Source organism: Streptosporangium sp. NPDC049376 (assembly GCF_044466505.1).
Classification (GTDB): domain Bacteria; phylum Actinomycetota; class Actinomycetes; order Streptosporangiales; family Streptosporangiaceae; genus Streptosporangium.
In genome coordinates this window covers 35,575-54,589 of sequence record NZ_JBITMT010000013.1, presented here as the reverse complement: position 1 = coordinate 54,589, position 19,015 = coordinate 35,575, and the positions used below count along the sequence as shown (strand labels likewise).

At 71.3% G+C, this 19,015-nt stretch carries 14 protein-coding genes; 6 read left to right on the top strand and 8 right to left on the bottom strand.

The annotated features are described in order from the left end of the window. Positions 1-15: 15 nt before the first annotated feature. The 8 genes from ACIBVQ_RS28040 to ACIBVQ_RS28005 all read right to left on the bottom strand — a co-directional run bounded on the left by ACIBVQ_RS28040 (position 16) and on the right by ACIBVQ_RS28005 (position 10,073). Complete coding sequence (locus ACIBVQ_RS28040) at positions 16-1,281, bottom strand: MFS transporter (protein ID WP_352015029.1); 1,266 nt, start codon at positions 1,279-1,281, stop codon at positions 16-18. Then, positions 1,278-2,633 carry a hypothetical protein gene (locus ACIBVQ_RS28035; protein ID WP_399181044.1) on the bottom strand — a complete coding sequence of 452 codons (1,356 nt, stop codon included), beginning with the start codon at positions 2,631-2,633 and terminating at the stop codon, positions 1,278-1,280. Before ACIBVQ_RS28035 ends, ACIBVQ_RS28040 begins: the two co-directional genes overlap by 4 nt. After that, complete coding sequence (locus tag ACIBVQ_RS28030) at positions 2,630-4,459, bottom strand: phenylacetate--CoA ligase family protein (protein WP_399181042.1); 1,830 nt, start codon at positions 4,457-4,459, stop codon at positions 2,630-2,632. Before ACIBVQ_RS28030 ends, ACIBVQ_RS28035 begins: the two co-directional genes overlap by 4 nt. Then, positions 4,456-5,727 (bottom strand): acetyl-CoA carboxylase biotin carboxylase subunit family protein, encoded by a 1,272-nt coding sequence (locus tag ACIBVQ_RS28025; protein ID WP_399181040.1) that lies wholly within the window; start codon positions 5,725-5,727, stop codon positions 4,456-4,458. The genes ACIBVQ_RS28030 and ACIBVQ_RS28025 overlap by 4 nt, the downstream gene beginning before the upstream one ends. Further along, positions 5,724-6,686 (bottom strand): 3-oxoacyl-[acyl-carrier-protein] synthase III C-terminal domain-containing protein, encoded by a 963-nt coding sequence (locus ACIBVQ_RS28020; protein WP_352015033.1) that lies wholly within the window; start codon positions 6,684-6,686, stop codon positions 5,724-5,726. The genes ACIBVQ_RS28025 and ACIBVQ_RS28020 overlap by 4 nt, the downstream gene beginning before the upstream one ends. Then, positions 6,686-7,528, bottom strand: a complete 843-nt coding sequence (locus tag ACIBVQ_RS28015; protein ID WP_399181038.1) for a TauD/TfdA dioxygenase family protein — start codon at positions 7,526-7,528, stop codon at positions 6,686-6,688. Before ACIBVQ_RS28015 ends, ACIBVQ_RS28020 begins: the two co-directional genes overlap by 1 nt. A 30-nt stretch (positions 7,529-7,558) precedes the next feature. After that, positions 7,559-8,758, bottom strand: a complete 1,200-nt coding sequence (gene hemA / locus ACIBVQ_RS28010) for a 5-aminolevulinate synthase (RefSeq protein ID WP_352015035.1) — start codon at positions 8,756-8,758, stop codon at positions 7,559-7,561. A gap of 445 nt (positions 8,759-9,203) precedes the next feature. Continuing rightward, entirely contained in the window at positions 9,204-10,073 is an 870-nt protein-coding gene (locus tag ACIBVQ_RS28005; RefSeq protein WP_386194883.1) for an NAD(P)-dependent oxidoreductase, read from the bottom strand. A 125-nt stretch (positions 10,074-10,198) separates the two neighbouring features. Here ACIBVQ_RS28005 and ACIBVQ_RS28000 point away from each other — a divergent pair, with 125 nt between their 5' ends. The 6 genes from ACIBVQ_RS28000 (at position 10,199) to ACIBVQ_RS27975 (ending at position 19,010) form a co-directional block, all read left to right on the top strand. Next, positions 10,199-11,758 (top strand): MFS transporter, encoded by a 1,560-nt coding sequence (locus ACIBVQ_RS28000; RefSeq protein WP_352015037.1) that lies wholly within the window; start codon positions 10,199-10,201, stop codon positions 11,756-11,758. A 449-nt stretch (positions 11,759-12,207) separates the two neighbouring features. Beyond that, positions 12,208-13,488: a hypothetical protein gene (locus tag ACIBVQ_RS27995; RefSeq protein ID WP_362915656.1), complete on the top strand. Its 1,281-nt coding sequence runs from the start codon at positions 12,208-12,210 to the stop codon at positions 13,486-13,488. A gap of 29 nt (positions 13,489-13,517) precedes the next feature. Next, complete coding sequence (locus tag ACIBVQ_RS27990) at positions 13,518-15,275, top strand: hypothetical protein (protein ID WP_399181035.1); 1,758 nt, start codon at positions 13,518-13,520, stop codon at positions 15,273-15,275. Beyond that, the gene (locus tag ACIBVQ_RS27985; RefSeq protein ID WP_399181033.1) at positions 15,272-17,227 is read left to right on the top strand and encodes a hypothetical protein; all 1,956 of its coding nucleotides are present in this window, start codon (positions 15,272-15,274) and stop codon (positions 17,225-17,227) included. The genes ACIBVQ_RS27990 and ACIBVQ_RS27985 overlap by 4 nt, the downstream gene beginning before the upstream one ends. Before the next feature lie 35 nt (positions 17,228-17,262). Beyond that, positions 17,263-18,255 (top strand): MinD/ParA family protein, encoded by a 993-nt coding sequence (locus ACIBVQ_RS27980; protein WP_352015041.1) that lies wholly within the window; start codon positions 17,263-17,265, stop codon positions 18,253-18,255. Next, the gene (locus tag ACIBVQ_RS27975; RefSeq protein WP_352015042.1) at positions 18,255-19,010 is read left to right on the top strand and encodes a hypothetical protein; all 756 of its coding nucleotides are present in this window, start codon (positions 18,255-18,257) and stop codon (positions 19,008-19,010) included. Before ACIBVQ_RS27980 ends, ACIBVQ_RS27975 begins: the two co-directional genes overlap by 1 nt. Positions 19,011-19,015: the final 5 nt, after the last annotated feature.

Below are 19,015 nucleotides of genomic sequence, written 5' to 3'. Positions count from 1 at the left end.
GGCCGTCCGCGGCGGTCAGGCCGGGGGCGCCTCGATCACCGAGGGCCAGCGCAGCAGGGCGGGCAGCGTGAGCAGGGCGACGGTCAGGTGCACCACCCCGCCGACCACCCAGGGGGCCGTCAGGCCGTAGGCGGCGGCGACCAGACCTCCGGCGAGGGCGCCGAGCGGCAGCGCGCCGAAGGCGATCATCCTGGTCGCGCTGCCGACCCGGCCCATCAGCCGGTTGGGGACCAGCCGCTGGCTGAGCGACTGGGCCATCACGTTCCATACGGACAGTCCCGCCGACCAGACGCCGAACAGCGCGACCACCACCACGGGCTGCCTGCCGAACAGGCCGATGGCCACCAGGCTCAGCGCGCTGGCGACCGAGACCCCGATGACCACGGAACGGGTGCCGAAGCGGCCGACGACCCGACGGCTGACCAGGCCTCCGGCGACCCCGCCGATCGCCATCGCGGCCACCAGGACGCCGTAGCCCGCGTCCCCCACGCCCAGGACGTCCCTGGCGAAGAGCACGGTGACCGACTGGGCCATGAAGACGCTGAAGTTGCTGGTCGCGGCCAGCAGGACGACGACACGCAGCACCCGGTGCCCGGCCAGCCAGCGCACGCCCTCCATCATCTCGGCCACCACCCCGCGCCGCCCCTCGGCCGCCTCCGGGGCGGGAGGCACCCTGAAGTGACCGGCCGCGTTGCGGATCCGGGAGATCAGCACGATCGAGACGACGTAGGTCGCGGCGTTCACCCACAGCGGCAGCGGGATGAACAGTACGAACAGCACCGAACCGAGCGCGGGCCCCAGGAACATCCGGCCGAGCGTCTCGGCCGTCACGTTGCGCCCGTTGGCGGTCTCCAGGTCGGCGCCGCGCACGACCGTGGGGATCAGCGCCCGGCTCGACCCCATGAAGAGGATGTCGCCGACGCACAGCCCGAACGCCAGGATGTAGATCATCCAGATCCTGGTGCCGCCCAGCGTCACGATCAACGCGACCGTGACGAGCAGCAGCGTCTGCGCCGTCTGGGCGCCGATCATCAGCAGGCGCCGGTCGTAGCGGTCGACGATCACGCCGCCGACCAGGGCGAGCAGCAGCCAGGGCAGCTCGGTGGCCAGCGGCACCCAGGAGATGAGCCGGGGGTCGTCGGTGAGTTTGCTCGCCAGCAGCGGCAGGGCCGCGATCACCACGCCCTCGCCGAGCGTCTGGATCGAGTAGGCCGAGAGCAGGTAGTTGAAGTTGCGCCCCAGGCCCCCTTCCGCCCGCCGTACGGCCGTGTCCTCGGTCACCACGAGCCGACCCCCTCAACCGCGTCGGGGTAGGTGAGGACGCCCGCGACCTTGGTCTTCGTGCCGGGCCCCAGCGCCCTGATGTCCACCTGGCCGACCTTCTGGAAGCGGCAGCCGCCGCCCGCGTACCCCCCGGCAGGGGTGTAGTAGAGCCCCCAGCAGGCCTCCCACGGCTCGACGCGGCCGGTCACCGGATCGACGACCGGTTCGTGGCGCGGCACGACCCGTTCCTGCACGATCGCGCCCGTCTCCGCCCCGTCCCGCAGGGCCCGCAGCCACTCGCGTTCGCCGACCTCCCAGCCCGCGACGATGCCCCGCCCGCTGTAGGCGTCGTTCGGCTTGAGGATGAGACGCTCCCTGCGCTCCACGCACTCCTCGAACAGGCCAGGCTCCCCAAGGGAGCGGGTCCAGGGCAGCACACGGTCGATCAGCGCCCGTTCCTCGGCGGAGAGCCGTACCCCGAGACCGGGGTCGGACAGCAGCGTCATGCAGGCCTTCTGCCGGTAGATCTCCGTCTCCAGCGGGGTCCAGACGACCACGCTCCCCTCCTCGTGCGCGGCCAGGAGCCGCTCGGTGAGCCGGAGGCCCTCCGGGTGGTCGACGACCTGGTCCACCTCGAAGACGCGGTAGACCACGTCGACCGGGGTGCCACGGAACAGGACCCGGCCGCTCCCGAAGCCCAGGTCGGTGATCTCGCCCAGACGGCAGTCGAGGCCGAGGTCGCGCAGGAGCCGGTGCAGCGGGCGCCAGGCCACGCCGTAGTCGGCCAGCCCGCCCTCCCCCTCGATCAGGGCGACCACCGGATCCCGGCCCCCGGTGACGGCCGCGCCCGCCTCGCGCAACGCCTCGGCCACCTTCTCCGGGGCGTCGACGAAGCCGAGGCGGTGCCGTTCGGCGAAGGCGCGCAGCGCGTCGTGGTCGAGCATGGCCCTGGTCGCGGGACCGACCCATTCGAGGCCGCCGGTCTCGCTGGTCGCGTTGAACTCAAGGATCTTGAACGACTCACCGTCGTGGTAGGCGTCGATCCGGCCGAAGCGGTACGGCCTGGCCCCGCCGAGACGGCGCATGAGCCGGGCCCTGCGCGGTTCGATGCCCAGGGTCCGGCAGAGCCGGTCGAGGTCGCCGTCGTAGAGCCGTTCGGGCAGCGACATGAGGATGTCCACGGCGCGGACCACGTCGTCGGCGAACCGGTTCAGCTCCCCCTCGCCGACGAAGACGGGCCGGTTCAGATACCGGCGGTCGATGCCGGCCAGGTACGGGAAGCGTTCCTCGTCGTGCAGGTCGATCTCCGCGAGGGGGCTGCCGCCGCGTAACAGCTCCTCGTTGTACAGCTCCGTGACGCGATTGGTCATGAGACCGCTCCGGATCCGACGCGCCGGTCGATCACCGGTCTGACCTTCCCGCTCACCGGGTTCCTCGGCAGGCCCCCCTCGGGGTGGCACTCGACGAGCAGCCGGAACACCTCAAGCCCGTCGCCGAAGGCGTGCCGGTCGCTCAGCGCCTCGAACTCGCTCCCCAGCAGGTGCCGTACCTTCTCCGGGTCGAGGTCGAGCGGCGACTCGGTACGGACGACCACCGTGTCCGTGCCGTCGCTCGAAGTGATCTCGACCTGGAGCCGGGAGACCTGGAAGACCGCCAGCGCGGTGAGGATCTCGTCGTACAGGACCGTGCGGGCCTTGACCTTGATCAGGCCGTCCGACCTGCCGAGGTACTCCAGGATCCTGCCGGGGGTCCCGCAGCCGCAGTCACGGCCGGGCAGGACGCGGCCGACGTCGCCGATCCGGTAGCGGACCAGCGGCCCCTCGAACTTCTGCAGGGCGGTGACGAGCAGGTGGCCGGGTTCGCCGTCCGGCACCGGGCGGCCCTCCTCGTCGACCACCTCGATCAGGTTGTAGTCGTCGCACAGGTGGTGCAGCGTGCCGTCGAGGCCGGGGCACTGGTAGCCGAGCTGGGCGCCGTCGTTGGCCGCGAGGATGCTGGAGATCACCCGGACCCCGAGCCGTTCGCGCAGCCACGCCTTGTCGGTCTCGGTCATCGCGGTGCCGCCGTAGACGACCTTCTCCAGGCGCAGGCCGGGATCGCGGGCCGCGGCCTCGCGCAGCAGGGGCAGGATCAGCGCGGGCTGGCCGACGACGGCGTTGACGGAGAAGTTCCGCACCAGCGTGAGCAGGTCGTCGACCGTGATGTGCTGGCCGGTCGTGTAGCACTCGATCGGCATCCGCGACAGCTCGCAGCTGCTGGTGATCAGGCCGCCGTAGAGGCTGCCGCCGAACAGGGCGTTGACCAGCCGGTCCCCCTTCTCCAGGCCGACGCCGTACAGCATGGGCACGGCCTCGCGCACCATGTTGGACCAGTCGGTGAGGGAGTAGACGATGTAGCGCGGCTCCCCGGTGGTCGCCCCGCTGCGCAGGATCTCGCCGCTCGGCGGCGCGTCGCTGGACATGTCCCGGCTGACCGGCGGCGTGTGGGCGTCGAGGACCGTCTTGTCCAGGATCGGCAGCCGGGTCAGGTCCTGCCGCCCGGTGACGGCGGGCAGGTCCCGGTAGTACCGGGTACGGCGGGCCCGCCCGGCCAGGTAGCGAAGCTTCGCCCCGATCCGTCCTGGTTCCTCGGCCGCGTCCCGGCCCCGGGCCACGGCCAGGGAGACACCGGCCAGGTGGTCACGGGTGAACAGCCGCCCGACCCACCCGGCCCTGGCGTCGGCGGCCAGTTCGGCGGCCTGCCTGGCGGCCTCGGTGGGGAAGGCACCCCGGACCCGGGGCGGCGGGACCTCCACGGGCGGCCCCGCCGTCCGGTCGTCCCGGTCCGTCACCGTGACGTCGGGCAGGGGCACGCCCGCCCCGGTCAGCAGGCCGGTCACCGCGAGCCACAGGTCCCGGCGCCCGGTGCGCACGACGACCCGGTTGCCGGTGGCCAGGCCGTACAGCAGGCCGCGCAGGGTGGCCCCCGGCTCCTCGTCGTCCAGCGGCACCGTGCCGACGGGGGCGAACTCCTCGACGTCGCCGTCGGGCAGGGGCCGCCACGGATACCGGCCGAGGCCGTCGAACAGCTCGTCGAGGGCCTCGGTGAGCGCGGTGCCGTTCAGCAGGCCGGTCAGCCCGTGTTCGGCGAGCGCCTCCACGGGATGGCGTTCGGCGTGTTCGACGGCCAGCAACAGGTCGGTCGGGTAGTGCCTCACCGCACGCCCTCCGGCCTGACGAGCGGGCCCTCCGACCGGACAGGCGGGCCCTTCGGCTCGGTGGAAGGGCTTCCCGGCCTCACCGGCGGGCCTCCCGGTCTCACGAGGGGGGCCAGGACGAACTCGCCGAGGATCTGCCTGAGCACGCCGGGGTCGGGGTGTGAGGCCTCGATGAAGACCGGGATCTCCCACTCCTGGTAGGAGATGTGGTCGGGCAGCGGCTGCCTGCCGTCCAGGCTGTGTACCTTGTCCACCCACGGGTGGTTCCTGATGTGGTCGGGCACGTCCACCGTGTAGCCCTCCGCCGGCTTCAGGTGGTGGCCGGGGAAGATGGCGAAACCGTGGTAGCGCCCGCTCGCCGGGCGCGGTCGCGGCCTGGGCCAGCCGAGCCGGATGGCGATCTCGTGCGAGGGCAGGTGCACCCCGGTGTGGCGCAGGTGCGAGGTCACGATGCCCGCGCCGCCGAGCCGGTTGGCGACCTCAAGGAAGACCAGCTCCTGTTCCTTGGTCTCGAAGAACTCAAGGTGGACGCAGCCGGTGTCGATCTCCAGGGCCCTGAGCACCCGTTCGGCGAAGACCCGGTGGCGTTCGTCGTGCTGGATCTGGTGCGAGGCGATCGGCGTCCCCTGCGCGAAGTCCAGCGGCGTCCGCACACACCTGCTGAACACGACGTCGACCAGCTCGCCGTCCTGGACCAGCCCGTCGGCGTGCAGGACGTCGCCGTCCACGTACTCCTCAAGCTCGAACCCGCCGGGGTCGCCGAGCGCGCGGCAGGCGGCCAGCGCCGCCTCGGCCGTCTCGTGGATGACGACCTCCTGGCTTGAGGCGCCCTGCCGGGGTTTGAGGACGGTCCTGCCGCTCCACGGCAGCGAAGCGGGTACGGCGTCGGCCGCCACGAAACGCGGGTGACGAACCCCCGAGCCTTCGAGCGCCTCCTTCATGCTGACCTTGTCGCGCACCCGGCGCAGCCGGTCGAGGGAGGGGCCTTCGATCCCGAGGTGGCGCCGTACCCGCCAGGCCAGCAGGACGCCGTCCTCCGACAGTGACAGCAGCTGCTCGAACCCCTCGGCGGGGGAGACGTTCTCGATGATCCACCCGGCCAGGTCGTCGGCGGGGCCGACCTCAAGTCTCCGGCAGCGCAGTCCCTCGGGCAGTTCGGCGATCCGCTCCGCGCGGCCGACGTAGGTGACGTCGTGGACCTCGTGGTCGATGGCGAGGTGGTAGTCGATCTTCCGGTAGGGAACCTGGTGGACGACCAGAATCTTCATCGCGCGTACTCCAATGCGGTGACTCCCCAGCTGAAGCCCATGGCGCTCGTGGCCAGGAGGACCAGGTCCCCGCGCCGCAGCGCCCGCCGTTCCCTGAGCCCGTCCAGGGCGATCAGGGTGTCGGCGCCTCCCATGTGGCCGAGCCTGTGGTAGTTGAAGACGCTCTTCTCCCGTGGCAGCCCGAGCTCCCGCAGCAGTCGCTCGTGCATCCTCCGGTCACCCTGGTTGATCAGGAAGTGGGCGACGTCGTCCCGTTTGCCGCCGACGGCCCGCAGGGTCTCCTCGACCAGCCGGGTGAAGTTGTCCACGTAGGCGTCGGCGAGCCCGGAGCGGTGCGGCCCCCTGCGGATCACCAGGCGCCCGTCCCGCTGCTCGCCGTGGTAGTAGTCGGCCCAGCTCGGGTCGGTCCGCACCGCGGTGTGCAGCACCTCGAAGACGGCCTCCCGCCTCGACAGCAGTACGGCCGCCGCCGCGTCGCCGAAGTTGAACAGCTCCTTGGACCCCGGGTCGGCGTGGTCGACCAGCTGGCTGAGCCGGTCGGCGACGAGCACCAGCGCGTACCCGTCGCCGCGCTGCCCGGCGAGCCGGTCGAGGGCGATCCTGATCGCGGTCGTGCCCGCGTTGCAGAAGTTGGCCACCTCGAAGCAGTGCGCGTCCTCGACGCCGAGTTCCGCGGCCACCCGCGCCGCCGGTGACCAGAACGGGACGTCCCACTCACCGGAGCCCGCGAAGATCACCTGCCTGACGTCCCCCGGCCGCACCGCCGTACGGCCGAGCAGTGCCCTGGCCGCCTCGGCGGCGAGTTCCCAGGACTGTTCCGTCTCGCCCAGGACGGGGAACTCCTCGGTGTGCGTGATCTCCCTGATGGCCTCGACCGGCACGCCGGAGGCCCGGTGCATCAGGTGGACGGCGGCCCGTCCCCTGGGGAGACGGACCTCGAAGTCGACGATGCCGCCCATCAGTCACCGGACTGGATGCTGACGCGGTGCACCGTCCGCCCGACGCCCGGCTCGACGGCGGTCGCGCAGTGGTAGGTCGTCGCGGTCTTCCAGATGACCAGGTCGTTGGGGGTCCAGCGGTGGGTGTAGACGTGCTCGGGGTCCTGGACGAGCTCGTCGACGATCGCGAAGAAGGCCGCGTTCTCGTTGGCGTCGAAGCCGACCACCGAGTCGAGGTACTCGGGAGAGCCGTACAGGTAGGGGCGTCCGGTGAAGGGGTCCTCGCGCACCAGGGGGTGCTCGACCTTCGGGTGTTCGATGTCGATCAGCGCGCGGAACTCGGCGACCGACAGGCCGACGTGCTCCTTGCCGATCCGCAGGCGCTTGTTGACGGTCGCCAGGGCGTTCCTCCCGGCGATCTTTCGCTTCCACTCCTCGGGGAGGCGTTCGTAGACGTCCACGGCGCTGGCGTAGAGCGTGTGCCCGCTGGTCGAGGGCACGTTCACGCCGTGCAGCATGGTGTAGGGCGCCGGGTCTGCGACGTAGGAGGAGTCCTGGTGCCAGAAGTTGCCGACCCTGGCCACCCCGACCGGTTTGTTGTTCCGCACCTCGTTCGAAGAGATCATGATCTCTTCGAACTCCGGATGGCGATACTCCCTGAGCAGGAAGGGGACGGGTCTGCCCAGGCGTCTGGCCAGGGTGATCTGCTGTTTCGGGGTCAGCTCGACACCGCGCACGACCACGAGTTCGCGCCGTCGCAGGTTGTCCACGAGCTGGTCGAAGAGTTCGGGGCGTTCAAGGTCCTCGTAGGTGACGCCGGTCAGCTCGGCGCCGATGAACGGGGTGATCTCACTGATCGTCATGGTTGGCCCTCTTGTCGGATTCTGAGGCGTTCAGGAGTCCAGGCTCTTGCGCAGCGCGGCCACGAAGTCGTCGATCTGGCCGGAGGTCCTGAAGGGCGGAACGGTGATCCGGAAGCGCTCCGCACCCCTGGGCACGGAGGGGAAGTTGATCGGGGTGACGTAGACGTCGTGTTCCTCGAAGAGCACGCGCGCCACCCGCCTGACGCGTTCGGCGCCGGGCACCAGCACCGGGACCAGATGGCTGTCCGCGTCGAGGAAGCCGATCCCGGCGGCGCGCAGCGCCTGTTTCAGGTGACGCACGTTGTCGGCCAGCGCGCGTCTGAGGGCGTCGCCGTCCTGGATGAGCTCCAGGCTTCTGAGCGTGGCGTCCAGGCTGGAGTGGGGCAGCGAGGTGGTGAAGATGAACCCGGGCGCGTGGGAGCGGACGTAGTCCAGCGCCGCGTCGGGACCCGCCACGTATCCGCCGACCGTCCCGAAGGCCTTGCTGAAGACGCCCTGCACGAAGGTCGGCCTGTTCTCCCCGGCCTCCTCGCACACTCCGGCGCCCGTCGGGCCCCTGGTGCCCACGGCGTGCGTCTCGTCCACGAAGGTCAGCGCGTTGTACTTCTCCGCGAGGTCGCAGATGGCGCGCACCGGGGTGACGTCGCCGTCCATCGAGTAGACGGTCTCGAACACGATCAGCTTGGGACGGTCGTGGTCGTACTGGGCGAGCGCCCTCTCCAGCTCGTCGAGGTCGTTGTGCGGGAAGATGTGTTTCGCGCATCCCGTACGGAGGATTCCCTCGATGAGGGAGCGGTGGTTCTTGGCGTCGGAGAAGACGACGATGCCGGGGAGCGCGGAGATGACGGTGCTCAGCGTCTCGAAGTTGGCGATGTAGCCGCTGGAGAAGACCAGCGCGCGTTCCTTGCCGTGCCAGGCCGCGAGTCTGGTCTCCAGTTCGACGTGGGCCGCGCTGGTGCCCGCGATGTTGCGTGATCCGCCGCTGCCCGTGCCGTGTTCCACGGTCGAGTCGAGTTGCGCCCGGATGACCTCGGGGTGCTGGCTGAGTCCGAGGTAGTCGTTGCTGCACCAGACCTGGACCCGGCCCGCACCGTCTGTGCCGTGTACCGCGTGGCCACGTTCGGCGGCCAGATGGGAGAAGGGGACGAAACTGCGATAAAGCCCGTCCTTTTTAAGTTCTTCGATTTTCTTGGGAAATATCCCCAGCAGCGTGTTCGTGTGCTCCGTCAACGTCCGCATGATGATTCAACCCCGGTTTCTGGAGGAGTCGGCCCAACCTTCGGCCTGTGGCGACGGCGCCCGTGAGACGGACACGGCGATCCGGCGGCCCCGGCCCCAGGGGCACGCGCCACGGAAAACGAAACGGGTCAGCCGCTGCGGCGGCCCCCGGCCTCTCAGCTCTCGGTACAGGTCCGACAGGTGGTGGGCGTGCCACCAGGCTCCGTGCGGGACGTCGCCGCCCCGCGTGCGCCGGAAAGATCAGCTCTCGTTCTTGCCATCGATCTCGTCGCCCCTATCGCGAGAGTGGCCACGGAAGTGCTGTCCCGCACAGACCCTAATCAGGGATATGTGCGCTATTTCCTGTATTACCTACACAGACAGTAGGGATGTTGGGAATTCCTGTCAAGCCGGGGTTTATCAGCGTTTGAAGGAAATCAGCCGTGTTTTCCGGCCGTCACCTGGGGGGTTCCGGACGGCGGCGAACCAGCTCGACGACCGCCGCGATGTCGCGGTCCGCCCAGCCGTTCTCCGCGGCCTCCTCGTAGCGTCGCTCGACCAGCCGGGCGACGGGCAGTTCGAGGCCGAGGGACTCCCCGAGCTCGACGGCCAGCCGTACGTCCTTGGCGCCGAGCGGGGTGGTGAACCAGCCCTTGTGGTCGCCGTCGAGGACGTCGTCGAGCCGGTTGTGCAGGGCGGGGGCCACGGTCGGCCAGCGGCTCAGGAAGTCGCGAAGCCTCTCCTGGTCGAGCCCGGCCGCCTGACCGGTCGCGACCACCTCACCGAGCACGGCGAGCCCGGCCATGAGCAGGTAGTTGCTGAGCAGCTTGAACGTCAGCGCGCCGCCAGGGTCCTCCCCGCAGTAGTGCTGGACCGCGAACAGGTCGCACCAGACGGGGTCGAGGTCGCGGGCGTACTCCCGCTCGCCGCCGATCAGCACCGTGGCCTGTCCCTCGACCACGGCCTGCGGCGCCCCGATGACCGGCGCGGCCACGAAACGGCGGCCGGGCGCGATGTCCCGCAGCTCACGGGAGGTCGAAGGGGAGACGGTGCTCGTGTCGGCGATGACCGTCGCCTCGTCCTGCCCGAGGGAGACGAGCCGTCCCATCACGTCGCGGCTGGCCCGGTCGTCGGCGAGGGACAGCAGCACGGCCTCGGCGTCCAGCGCGGCGTCCAGCGGCGAGTGGACCTCGGTGGCGCCCGCGTCGACCACCTCGGCGGCCCTGCCCGGCGTACGGTTCCAGACCCGCACCGTGTGACCGCGGGCGAGCAGTCGCTGGGCCATCGCCCTGCCCATCCGACCCATCCCGAGCACCGCTACCCGCATTGCCTTCCCCTCCGTCGTCCCCGTTCCCGCCTACCGGAGGGCTTCCCTGATCCACGGAAGCGCAACCGGACGGGCCGTCAGCGTCCGGTCAGCGTCCCGTCAACGCCGTCACCGACGCTCCTCCCATGATCTCCTCCTCCCGCCGGTGGGGCACACTGGCCGTCGCCTGTCTCGCCGTACTGCTCCTCAGCATCGATCTGACCGTGCTCCACCTGGCCGCGCCGAAGCTGACGCGGGACATGCGCCCCTCCGCCACCCAGTTCCTGTGGATCGTCGACGTGTACGGCTTCGCCCTGGCCGGGCTCCTGGTCACGATGGGCAACCTCGGCGACCGGATCGGGCGCAGGAGGCTGCTGCTGGCCGGGCTCGTCGCCTTCGCCTGCGCCTCCGCGCTGACGGCCTACGCCCCGACGCCGGAGCTGCTGATCGCCGCCAGGGCGCTGCTCGGCGTCGCGGGCGCGACCGTCATGCCCTCGACCCTGTCGATCATCCGCAACGTCTTCACCTCCCCCCGCGAGCGGGCCACCGCGGTCGGCGTCTGGAGCAGCGTCTCGGCGCTCGGCTTCGCCCTCGGCCCGGTGATCGGGGGCCTGCTGCTCGACCACTTCTGGTGGGGGTCGGTCTTCCTGGTCAACGTCCCGGTCGCCGCGCTGATCGTCGTCGCCGGCGCCCTCGTGCTCCCCGAGTCGCGCAACCCGAACCCGGGGCGGATCGACCCGGTCAGCGTCCCGCTGTCGATCGTCGGGGTGGTCGCGGTCATCTACGCGGTGAAGAACGCCGCCCACGACGGGGTGACCGCGCCCGGCGTCCTGGTCGCGGCGGTGGTCGGCGTGGTGGTTCTCGCCCTGTTCGTCCGGCGTCAGCGGCGGCTGGCCGAACCCCTCATCGACGTGCGGCTCTTCCACCACCGCGCCTTCTCCGGCGCGGTCGGGGCCAACGTCGTGTGCATCTTCTCCATGCTGGCCGCCTCGCTGGCCTTCGCGCAGTACTTCCAGCTCGTCCTGGGGTGGTCGCCGCTGGTCTCGGGGCTGGCGAGCCTGCCCGGCGGACTCGGCGCGGCGGTCGGCGGCGCCCTGGCGACCCCGCTGGTCGGCCTGCTCGGCAGGGCCCGGGTCGTGGCCCTCGGGCTGGCCCTCGGCGCGACGGCGTTCGTGCTGTACAGCCGGTTCGGGACGGACACCGGCTACCCGTACATGCTGCTCGCCATGGTCCTCGCGGGGTTCGGCAACGGGTTCGCCTTCGCCGTCACCGGTGACACCATCCTGGCCTCCGTCCCCAGGGAGCGGGCCGGGGCTGCCTCGGCCATCGCGGAGACCGGTCAGGAGATGGGCGGCGCGCTGGGCATCGCCGTACTGGGAAGTGTGCTGAACGGCGCCTACCGCGACGGCCTGCGACTGCCCGCCGGGGTGCCGGACCGGGTGGCCGGGCAGATCGGGGAGTCACTCGGCGGGGCGCTGCAGGTCGCGGCCGGCCTGCCCGCCCAGGTCGCGGAGGCCGTCGGGCGGGCCGCGAGGCTGGCCTTCCTCGACGGCATGCGGACCACGCTGGTGACGGGGGCCGCGCTGCTGGCCGTACTGGCGGTGGCCGTGCTGTTCACGCTGCGCGGTGTTCCCAAGGAGATCCCGGAGGTGGTCCTCGACGACGCGGGCCGCGCACAGGACGACGAGCCCGCGCGGATCGGCTGACCGCGCCGGGAAACCCTCGCGCGTTCGGGAAAAGGGACAGCCCCTAATTGTCGTGTTCAGCTCGCCCGATCGGGCGCCTCGAAAGGGCGTGGGCCATTCCGTCCGGCCGCCGGGGGGCCGGGGCGGCGCCTCGGGGCTGGAAACGATTTCCCCCTCCCCGCCCCTACCCTCGGAAAACGGAAATACAACGCAAGGAGAACGGAAACCCCGCTTCAGGGAAATATCAGATCACCAGCAAATAGCGCAGACCAGCGCAAACCTCAGGCCGCGAACCTCTCCAGAGAGGTTCCGGCACCCCCCGTACGGCCTCGACACCCGGCCGCAAAGGAGGGGTTTCGGACAGCACATATCTATGATTATGTATTATTTATAACTTAATAACCATAAGTGCCGATTACCATTGCGCTTTACCTTCCCAATGGATCACGGTCAGTCTAATATTTGGACCTATGTCATGGCGTGCATCAGATTTCCCAGATGAGGAAGCCTGGCCTCCCGGTCGTGGCGGCGCTTCCACCGGAGACGAATCTGAGCACGAGTCCGACTGGCACCCCGAGAGCCTGCCGACGTTCAACTGGCGCCGTGCCGTACTGTTCGGAACCCTCTCCGTGGTCGTCGCGGGCGCGGGCGTCTGGCTGATCAGGGCCAACTCCGCGACCCCGCAGACCCTCGTGGCCGACCCCTCGCCGCAGACGTCGAGCGCGGGCTGGGGAGCGGCGTCGCGGAGCCCCTCGGACACCGACGCCGGCAAGCCCGCCCCCTCCGCCTCGGTCTACGTCGACCGGAGCGGCGCCGGGGACGGCGCCTCCGCCACCGCGCCACCGGGCAAGACCGCCATCGGGACGACCGCGAAGCCCGAGGAGTCCCCCCAGCTCACCGTCCGGCAGGCCTACCGCATCCACGGCTCGTACCAGAAGAACCTGTCGGCGGTTCAGACCCGGATGGATTCGGCGGCCATGGGCAAGCTCGAAGGCGGACTGGCGGTCGAGATGACCCGGGCCAGCTTCAAGACCGCCAAGATGCAGGGCGAAACGGTCGCCTCGGGCACCTGGCCGAACCCGCAGGTGTGGGTGCCCCGGCATGTCGAGGGCTCCCCCGACTGGTTCGTCGCGGTCGCCCACGAGACCGGCATCGCCCGGGTCGTCGACCTGATGAGCTCGACCCCGGCGGGCTGGCGCCTGGTCGCCTCGGGACTCGACACCCGCGCGATCCTGCCCGCCTTCCCCAAGATCGCCACGGACGCCGAAGGCTACGCCACGAGCCTTCCTGAGAACGCCACCGGCCTGGTCGCGACCCCGCGCCAGATCGCCGAGGAGCATCTGGAGAGCCTGGAGAGCGCCAAGCCCGACCAGAGATTCGAGGACGGGCCGTGGACCAGCGAGACCGTGAAGTTCTGGCAGCAGGAACGCGCCCAGCTTGAGGACGCCGGATGGATCCTCAGCCTGACCTACCGTCAGGAGGGCCCGATCCGGGCGCTGCGAACCGGGGACGGGGGCGCCCTGGTCTGGTACTCGGCGCGCTCAACCGACACCCGCATGGCCGAGCGCGCGGGGGCGAAGGTCACCCTGAAGGGTTCCGCCGCAGTCCGCACGCGCAACAAGGCGTTCACCCACTCGGCGAGCGCCACCTATGGACGGATGTACGTGACATATGTACCCCCCGCCGGCTCCACCGACCCCGTCCGTGTACTGGGCGAGTGGAGTGAGGTCCTGGAGAGCCACGGCGACTGACGTCCCACCGGGAGAAGAGGAACGCCCATATGACACCTTCACGTAAGCCCTCACGTGCGACGGTGATCACCGCGAGCATCGCGATCGGCGTGTTCGGTGCCGGCGCCGGGCTGGGAACCGTCATCGCCGCCCGTTCCCAGCCCCCCGCCGAGCAGTCCGTACGGCTGGCCGCGGGGACCTATCACCTGGACGAACTCGCCCAGGCGTGGAAGGCGGGCGAGGCCCCGTCGCTGTCCGGCTCCGACGCGGGCAGCACGATCAGCAAGAAGGGTCCCCTCGGCACGGCCCTGGCCGGTGCGAAGGTCTGCCTGACCGCGACCGCCGACGGGCACGCCGTCTCAGGAAGCGCGGGAGGCTGCATCGGCCTGCCCGTGCTGGCCAGTGCCACGGCCCCGCTCCAGCGTCCCAGCAACCCCAAGTCCGGGACGGCCAAGGACACCAAGGACGCCAAGGACACAGCGCCGAAGGCCGCGCCGCAGCCGACGGTCAAGCCCGTCAAGAACGACGCCCCCCCGAAGAGCAACACGGGCGGCGGGGGCGGAGGTGGTGGAGGCGGCGGCACCACGCAGAAGGCACCCGTCTCCGCCCCGGTCCAGCCCCCGAAGACGAACACCAAGGCCGACCCGCCCCCACCCCCGCCGACGAAGAAGGTCAGCGGGGGCATCTCGGACAACGGCAGCGTGATCGACAAGCCCGCGACCCTCGCGGAGAAGCCGAAGCTCGGCATCGGCGCGGACGCGCCGAAGGTCGCCGACCGTGACGAGAAGCCGCAGCCGGACTCTCCCAAGCCGCCCAAGGCCGACAAGCCGACCGGCGCCCTCAAGCCCGCCCTGCCCAACGGCACGGCCAAGCCGGTCACGCCGCCCAAGACAACCGCCAAGCAGAAGCCCCAGAACCCGGTCAACCAGCCCCAGGACGCCGCTCCCAAGTCCTCGGACGCCGCTCCCAAGTCCTCGGACGCCGCTCCGAAGTCCTCGGGCAAACACCACCCGGACGCGCAGTCGGCGCCCGAGACGACCGACGAGAACGGGGAGGCGTTCACCCCCGAGCAGGAACCCGACCAGACCGTGCTCCAGCCCGCCCCCATGGGAGCGGGAGTGGAGACGCTGCCGGTCTTCAAGGACCCCGAGCTGCTCAAGCGGGCCCAGGAGGCCCTGGGGCTCGACAAGAACATGCGCTACACCGACGAGAACGGCGTGTGGGACCTCAACATCGCCCCGCCGGGAACCCCGCCGTGCCGTGACTACACCGAGGACGAGCTGCGCGAGCTCGGCGCCGACCAGGACGGCGCGGTCATCCCCCGCGACTCCTGCCGGTGGCCCGCCTTCGTCCGCTGGCTCTACGCCGAGCCCGCGCCCGGCGAGGTCAGCAACTGGACCAAGTTCACCGGCCTGCCCGAGCGGAACCTGGAGTTCGTGGTGACGGACCAGGCCCCCGCCCAGTCTCCGCAGGCCCCCGCGCAGCCCGAGCAGCAGCAGCCGGACCAGAACGACCAGTACGACCCCTACGGCCAGGACGACCAGCCCGGTCAGCAGGGCCAGCCCGACCAGCAGAACCAGCAGGGCCAGAACGGCGAGTACGGCCAGCAGCCCCCGGCCCAGCCCGACAAGCACGACCAGTCCGGCGGCCTCGTACCCGCCCAGCCGCAGCCCGACCAGCAGACGAGCCACTCCAAGCAGCAGCGGCGGGAGACCCCGTCCGACGCGGGGCCGTACGAGACCCGTCGCTACATCAAGAACGGCCCCGGCCAGGTCGAGCCGGACCAGGACGGGCCCACCGGACCATGAGCACCTCCACCGGCGCCGGGCGTGTCACGCCCGGCGCCGGCGGCGAGGGGGCGGCGTGGGTGAGCGAACACGGCGCGCACCTGCTGGACTACGCCGCCTCCCACCTCGCCTCAGGCCGGGCGTTACCCGCGGTCGCCTCCGTGCTGACCGCGTGCCTGGCCGAGCCGTCCCCGCCGGAGGGGGTCGGCATCAGAGGACGGCTGTTCTCCGCCCTGCGGCGTGACTGCCTGGCGTCCCCCGACCACCGGGAGATCTACGTCCCCGACACGGGGCCCGGCATGCCGGACGAGGAGGTCACCGAGCGCGTCTGGTCGCTCGTCGAACCGCTGGGCACCGAGACGCTCAGACTGATGTACCGCCACGGACTCACCACCGAGGACCTCGCGCACGTCCTGGCCATGCCGGTCGAGGAGGTAACCAGGCTCGCCACCCGCACCCAGGACCTGCTGGAGATCCTGGCCAGCGGGCTCGACGCCCTCGCCAACCACCGCCGCACCTGCCCCGAGCTGGGCCCCCTCGTCGAGCGGATCTTCCCCGAGGAGGAGTGGACGGCCGCCGACATCGACGCGGAGGCGCGGGGGGACCTGATCTCCCACATGCTGAAGTGCCCGGTGTGCGCGCGGCCGATCAACATCCGTTACACGGTCCCGCAGATGGTCTCCCATCCACGCATCCGCTCGCTTCCCCCGCAGGTCCGGCGTCAGCTCCTGGACGCCCTGCCCGAGCCGCCGCCGTCCCCGCCGAAGCCCCCGGCCAGGCGTTCCCCGGGCATCGCCGGAGCGGGACCGCTCGCCGCGCCCACAGCCGTCGCGGAAACCGGCGCCGAACCCGCCGCCGGGCCCCCCGCCGCCGTGGACCCCCGGACGCGTCCCGCCAGGCAGGACCGCTCCACGATGCCCTACCGGACCGTCCGTCCCGAGGGCGTGAGCCGTACCGGGCCGAAGCAGAGCCCTGACCGCCGGGATCGTCCGGCGCCCGAGACCGAAACCGACCGGCGCAGCCGCCGGGACCGCTCCATGCCGTACGGCCCGGCCTCGGGAGATCGCTCCCCCACGTCCTCCGGGTCTCCCAAGTCCTCCGAGACCCCGAGGTCCCCCGAGCGGCACGGGGACCGTCCCACGCTGCCGTCCCTGCCCGTGCTGTCCACCCCGGGGCCCCCGGTGCCCTCGGGGCCACCACTCGCGCCGCCCGTCCCCGGGCAGAACACCCCGCTCTACGACGCCCTGTTCACCCAGGCGTGGGCGCGGAACACCGCCGAGCGCGAGACGGACGCCTCGGCCACCATGCCGTCCCTGCCCGCCGTCGCCAAGTCCTCCCAGAAGTCCCCCCAGAAGCCCGCCCCGAAGCCCGCGACGGGACGCGAGCCGGACGATACGGAGGGGTATCCCCTCGGGGTCCGCGTCCTGGAGGCGCTCGCCCCCCTCGGGACGTGGCTCAGGAACACCACCGTCAAGGTCGTGATCGTCGTCGTCGCGGGCGCGACGGGCACCCTGCTGGGGATGAACCTCCTGGCGCCCGTGATGGGGTCGCGGGACACGGTGACCTCCCTGCGGACGACCACGCAGAGCCAGACACCCGACCGGCCGACGGCCTCGCCCCAGCTGACGTTCCCCGGGGCCGAGTCGTCCGGGTCCGCCTCGGGAGAGCCGGGAGGGTCGGGGGAACTCGCCAAGCGGGTGCGCGTCCCGCCCCTGGTGACGCTCGACGAGTTCGGTCAGGGGAACATCCTCCTCACCGTGACGGGCTCCCCCCTGCGGTGGCGCGTCACGGCCCCCGGCCTGACGGTGCGCCCGTCGAGCGGCACCACACGGCCGGGCCGCCCCGACGTGATCGCCCTGCGCGCCCACCGCATCCGCCACTGGTGCGGCACGCCCTTCACCGCGACGACCTCCCTGACCGTCCACGGACCCGACGACTCGATCACCACCACGGTGCGCTGGCAGACCTGCTGACCTCCCGCGCTGCCCTCTGTGAAAGGACCCTGGCCATGACGGAGACGTCCCCCCAGATCCAGGCTTCGCCGCCCCCGCAGGGCGAACCGTTCCAGGAGACGGTCCCCCTCACCGCCGAACACCTGCTCATCAACCGACGTCCCGAACCGACCGGCGGCTGGCGCCGCCTGGTGTGGCAGGTCTCCGGCGGGAGGATCACCCCCGCCGAGTCGAGCGCCGAACTGGAACGCCGCACGCTGATCGCCCAGGCCCAGACCCCGGTGGCCAGCGGCCACCACCGGATCGCGGTGATGAGTCTCAAGGGCGGGGTCGGCAAGACCACCACGACCGTCGCCCTCGGCAACACCCTGGCCTCCCTGCGGGGCGACCGGGTGATCGCCATCGACGCCAACCCCGACCGGGGCACCCTCGGGCTGAAGGTCAAGTCGGAGACCGCGGCGACCATCCGCACCATGCTCGCCGAGGCCCCGCACATCATGCGTTACGCCGACGCGCGCGCCTTCACCTCCCAGTCGCCCGCCCGGCTTGAGGTCCTCGCCTCCGACAGCGACCCGGCGGTGAGCGAGGCGTTCGACGCCGACGACTACCGGACGGTCGCCGGGCTCATCGAGCGTTACTACTCCATCTGCATCACCGACTGCGGGACGGGGCTGCTGCACGGCGCCATGGGGGCGACGCTGGAGCTGGCCGACCAGATCGTGCTGGTCAGCCTCGTCGCCGTCGACGGCGCCAACTCGGCCGCCGCGACGCTGGACTGGCTGACCGCCCACGGCCACTCCGACCTGGTCAGGAACGCCATCGTCGTGCTCAACGCCGTCGAGCCCAAGTCCGACGTGGACGTCAGCCTGCTCGAACGGCACTTCGCCGCCCGCTGCCGCTCGGTGATCCGCGTGCCGTACGACCCGCATCTCAAGGAGGGCGCCGAGGTCGACCTCGTACGGCTGCGCCCGACCACCAGGGGCGCCTACCTGCGTCTGGCCGCCGCGGCGGGCCAGGCGTTCGGCCAGCGCCAGGACCGGAGCCGCTAGTGGCCAAGAACGGCGACCTGGACTGGGACCTCGGCCCGCCACGCAACAACCGCAGGATGCTCCTCGTCGTCGTCTCCATGGTCGGGGCCATCCTGCTGGCGGCCGTGATGTGGCGCGTCGTGGGAGGCGGCCAGGAACCCCAGGTGGTCTCGACGGTCTCCACCGCCGAGGACGGAGGCGGGGGCGTCGTGCTCGCGCAGCCGTCCGGCTACGAGAGCGAGGCGGGTTATCCCGTCGGGTTCCCGCACACGGACCTGGGGGCGGCCTCGGCCGCCGCCGCCGCGCTTGAGGGCGCCTGGACGCTGGACGTCGCCCAGGCCGAGCACGCCGCCGTCCTGTACGCCCCGCCGGAGCAGCGGGACACGGCCCTGGCCGGGGCACGGGCGGCGGTCGCCGGATGGCGGCAGACCCTCGGCCTGCCCAGGACCGGGCCGCTGCCCGAGGACGCCGCGATGCGGACCAGGACGATCGGCGTCCAGTGGCGTTCCCGCTCGAAGGACCTGGTCCAGGTCTCCGTCCTGGTCCAGGTGACCGCGACCAAGGGCGTCGGGGACACCGACCCCACCTATTCGAGTCCGTACGCCATGAACCTGCTCATGAGCTGGAACCCCACCATGCGTGGCCCGAGCCAGGGTGACTGGGTCAACATCCCCGACCCGGTCACGACCACGGTGCCCCAGGTCGCCCTGCCCGGCAGTCCCGAGTTCACCGCCGCGGGCTGGAAGCCCATCGCCGGTTCCGACCCCACCCCCTAGATCGA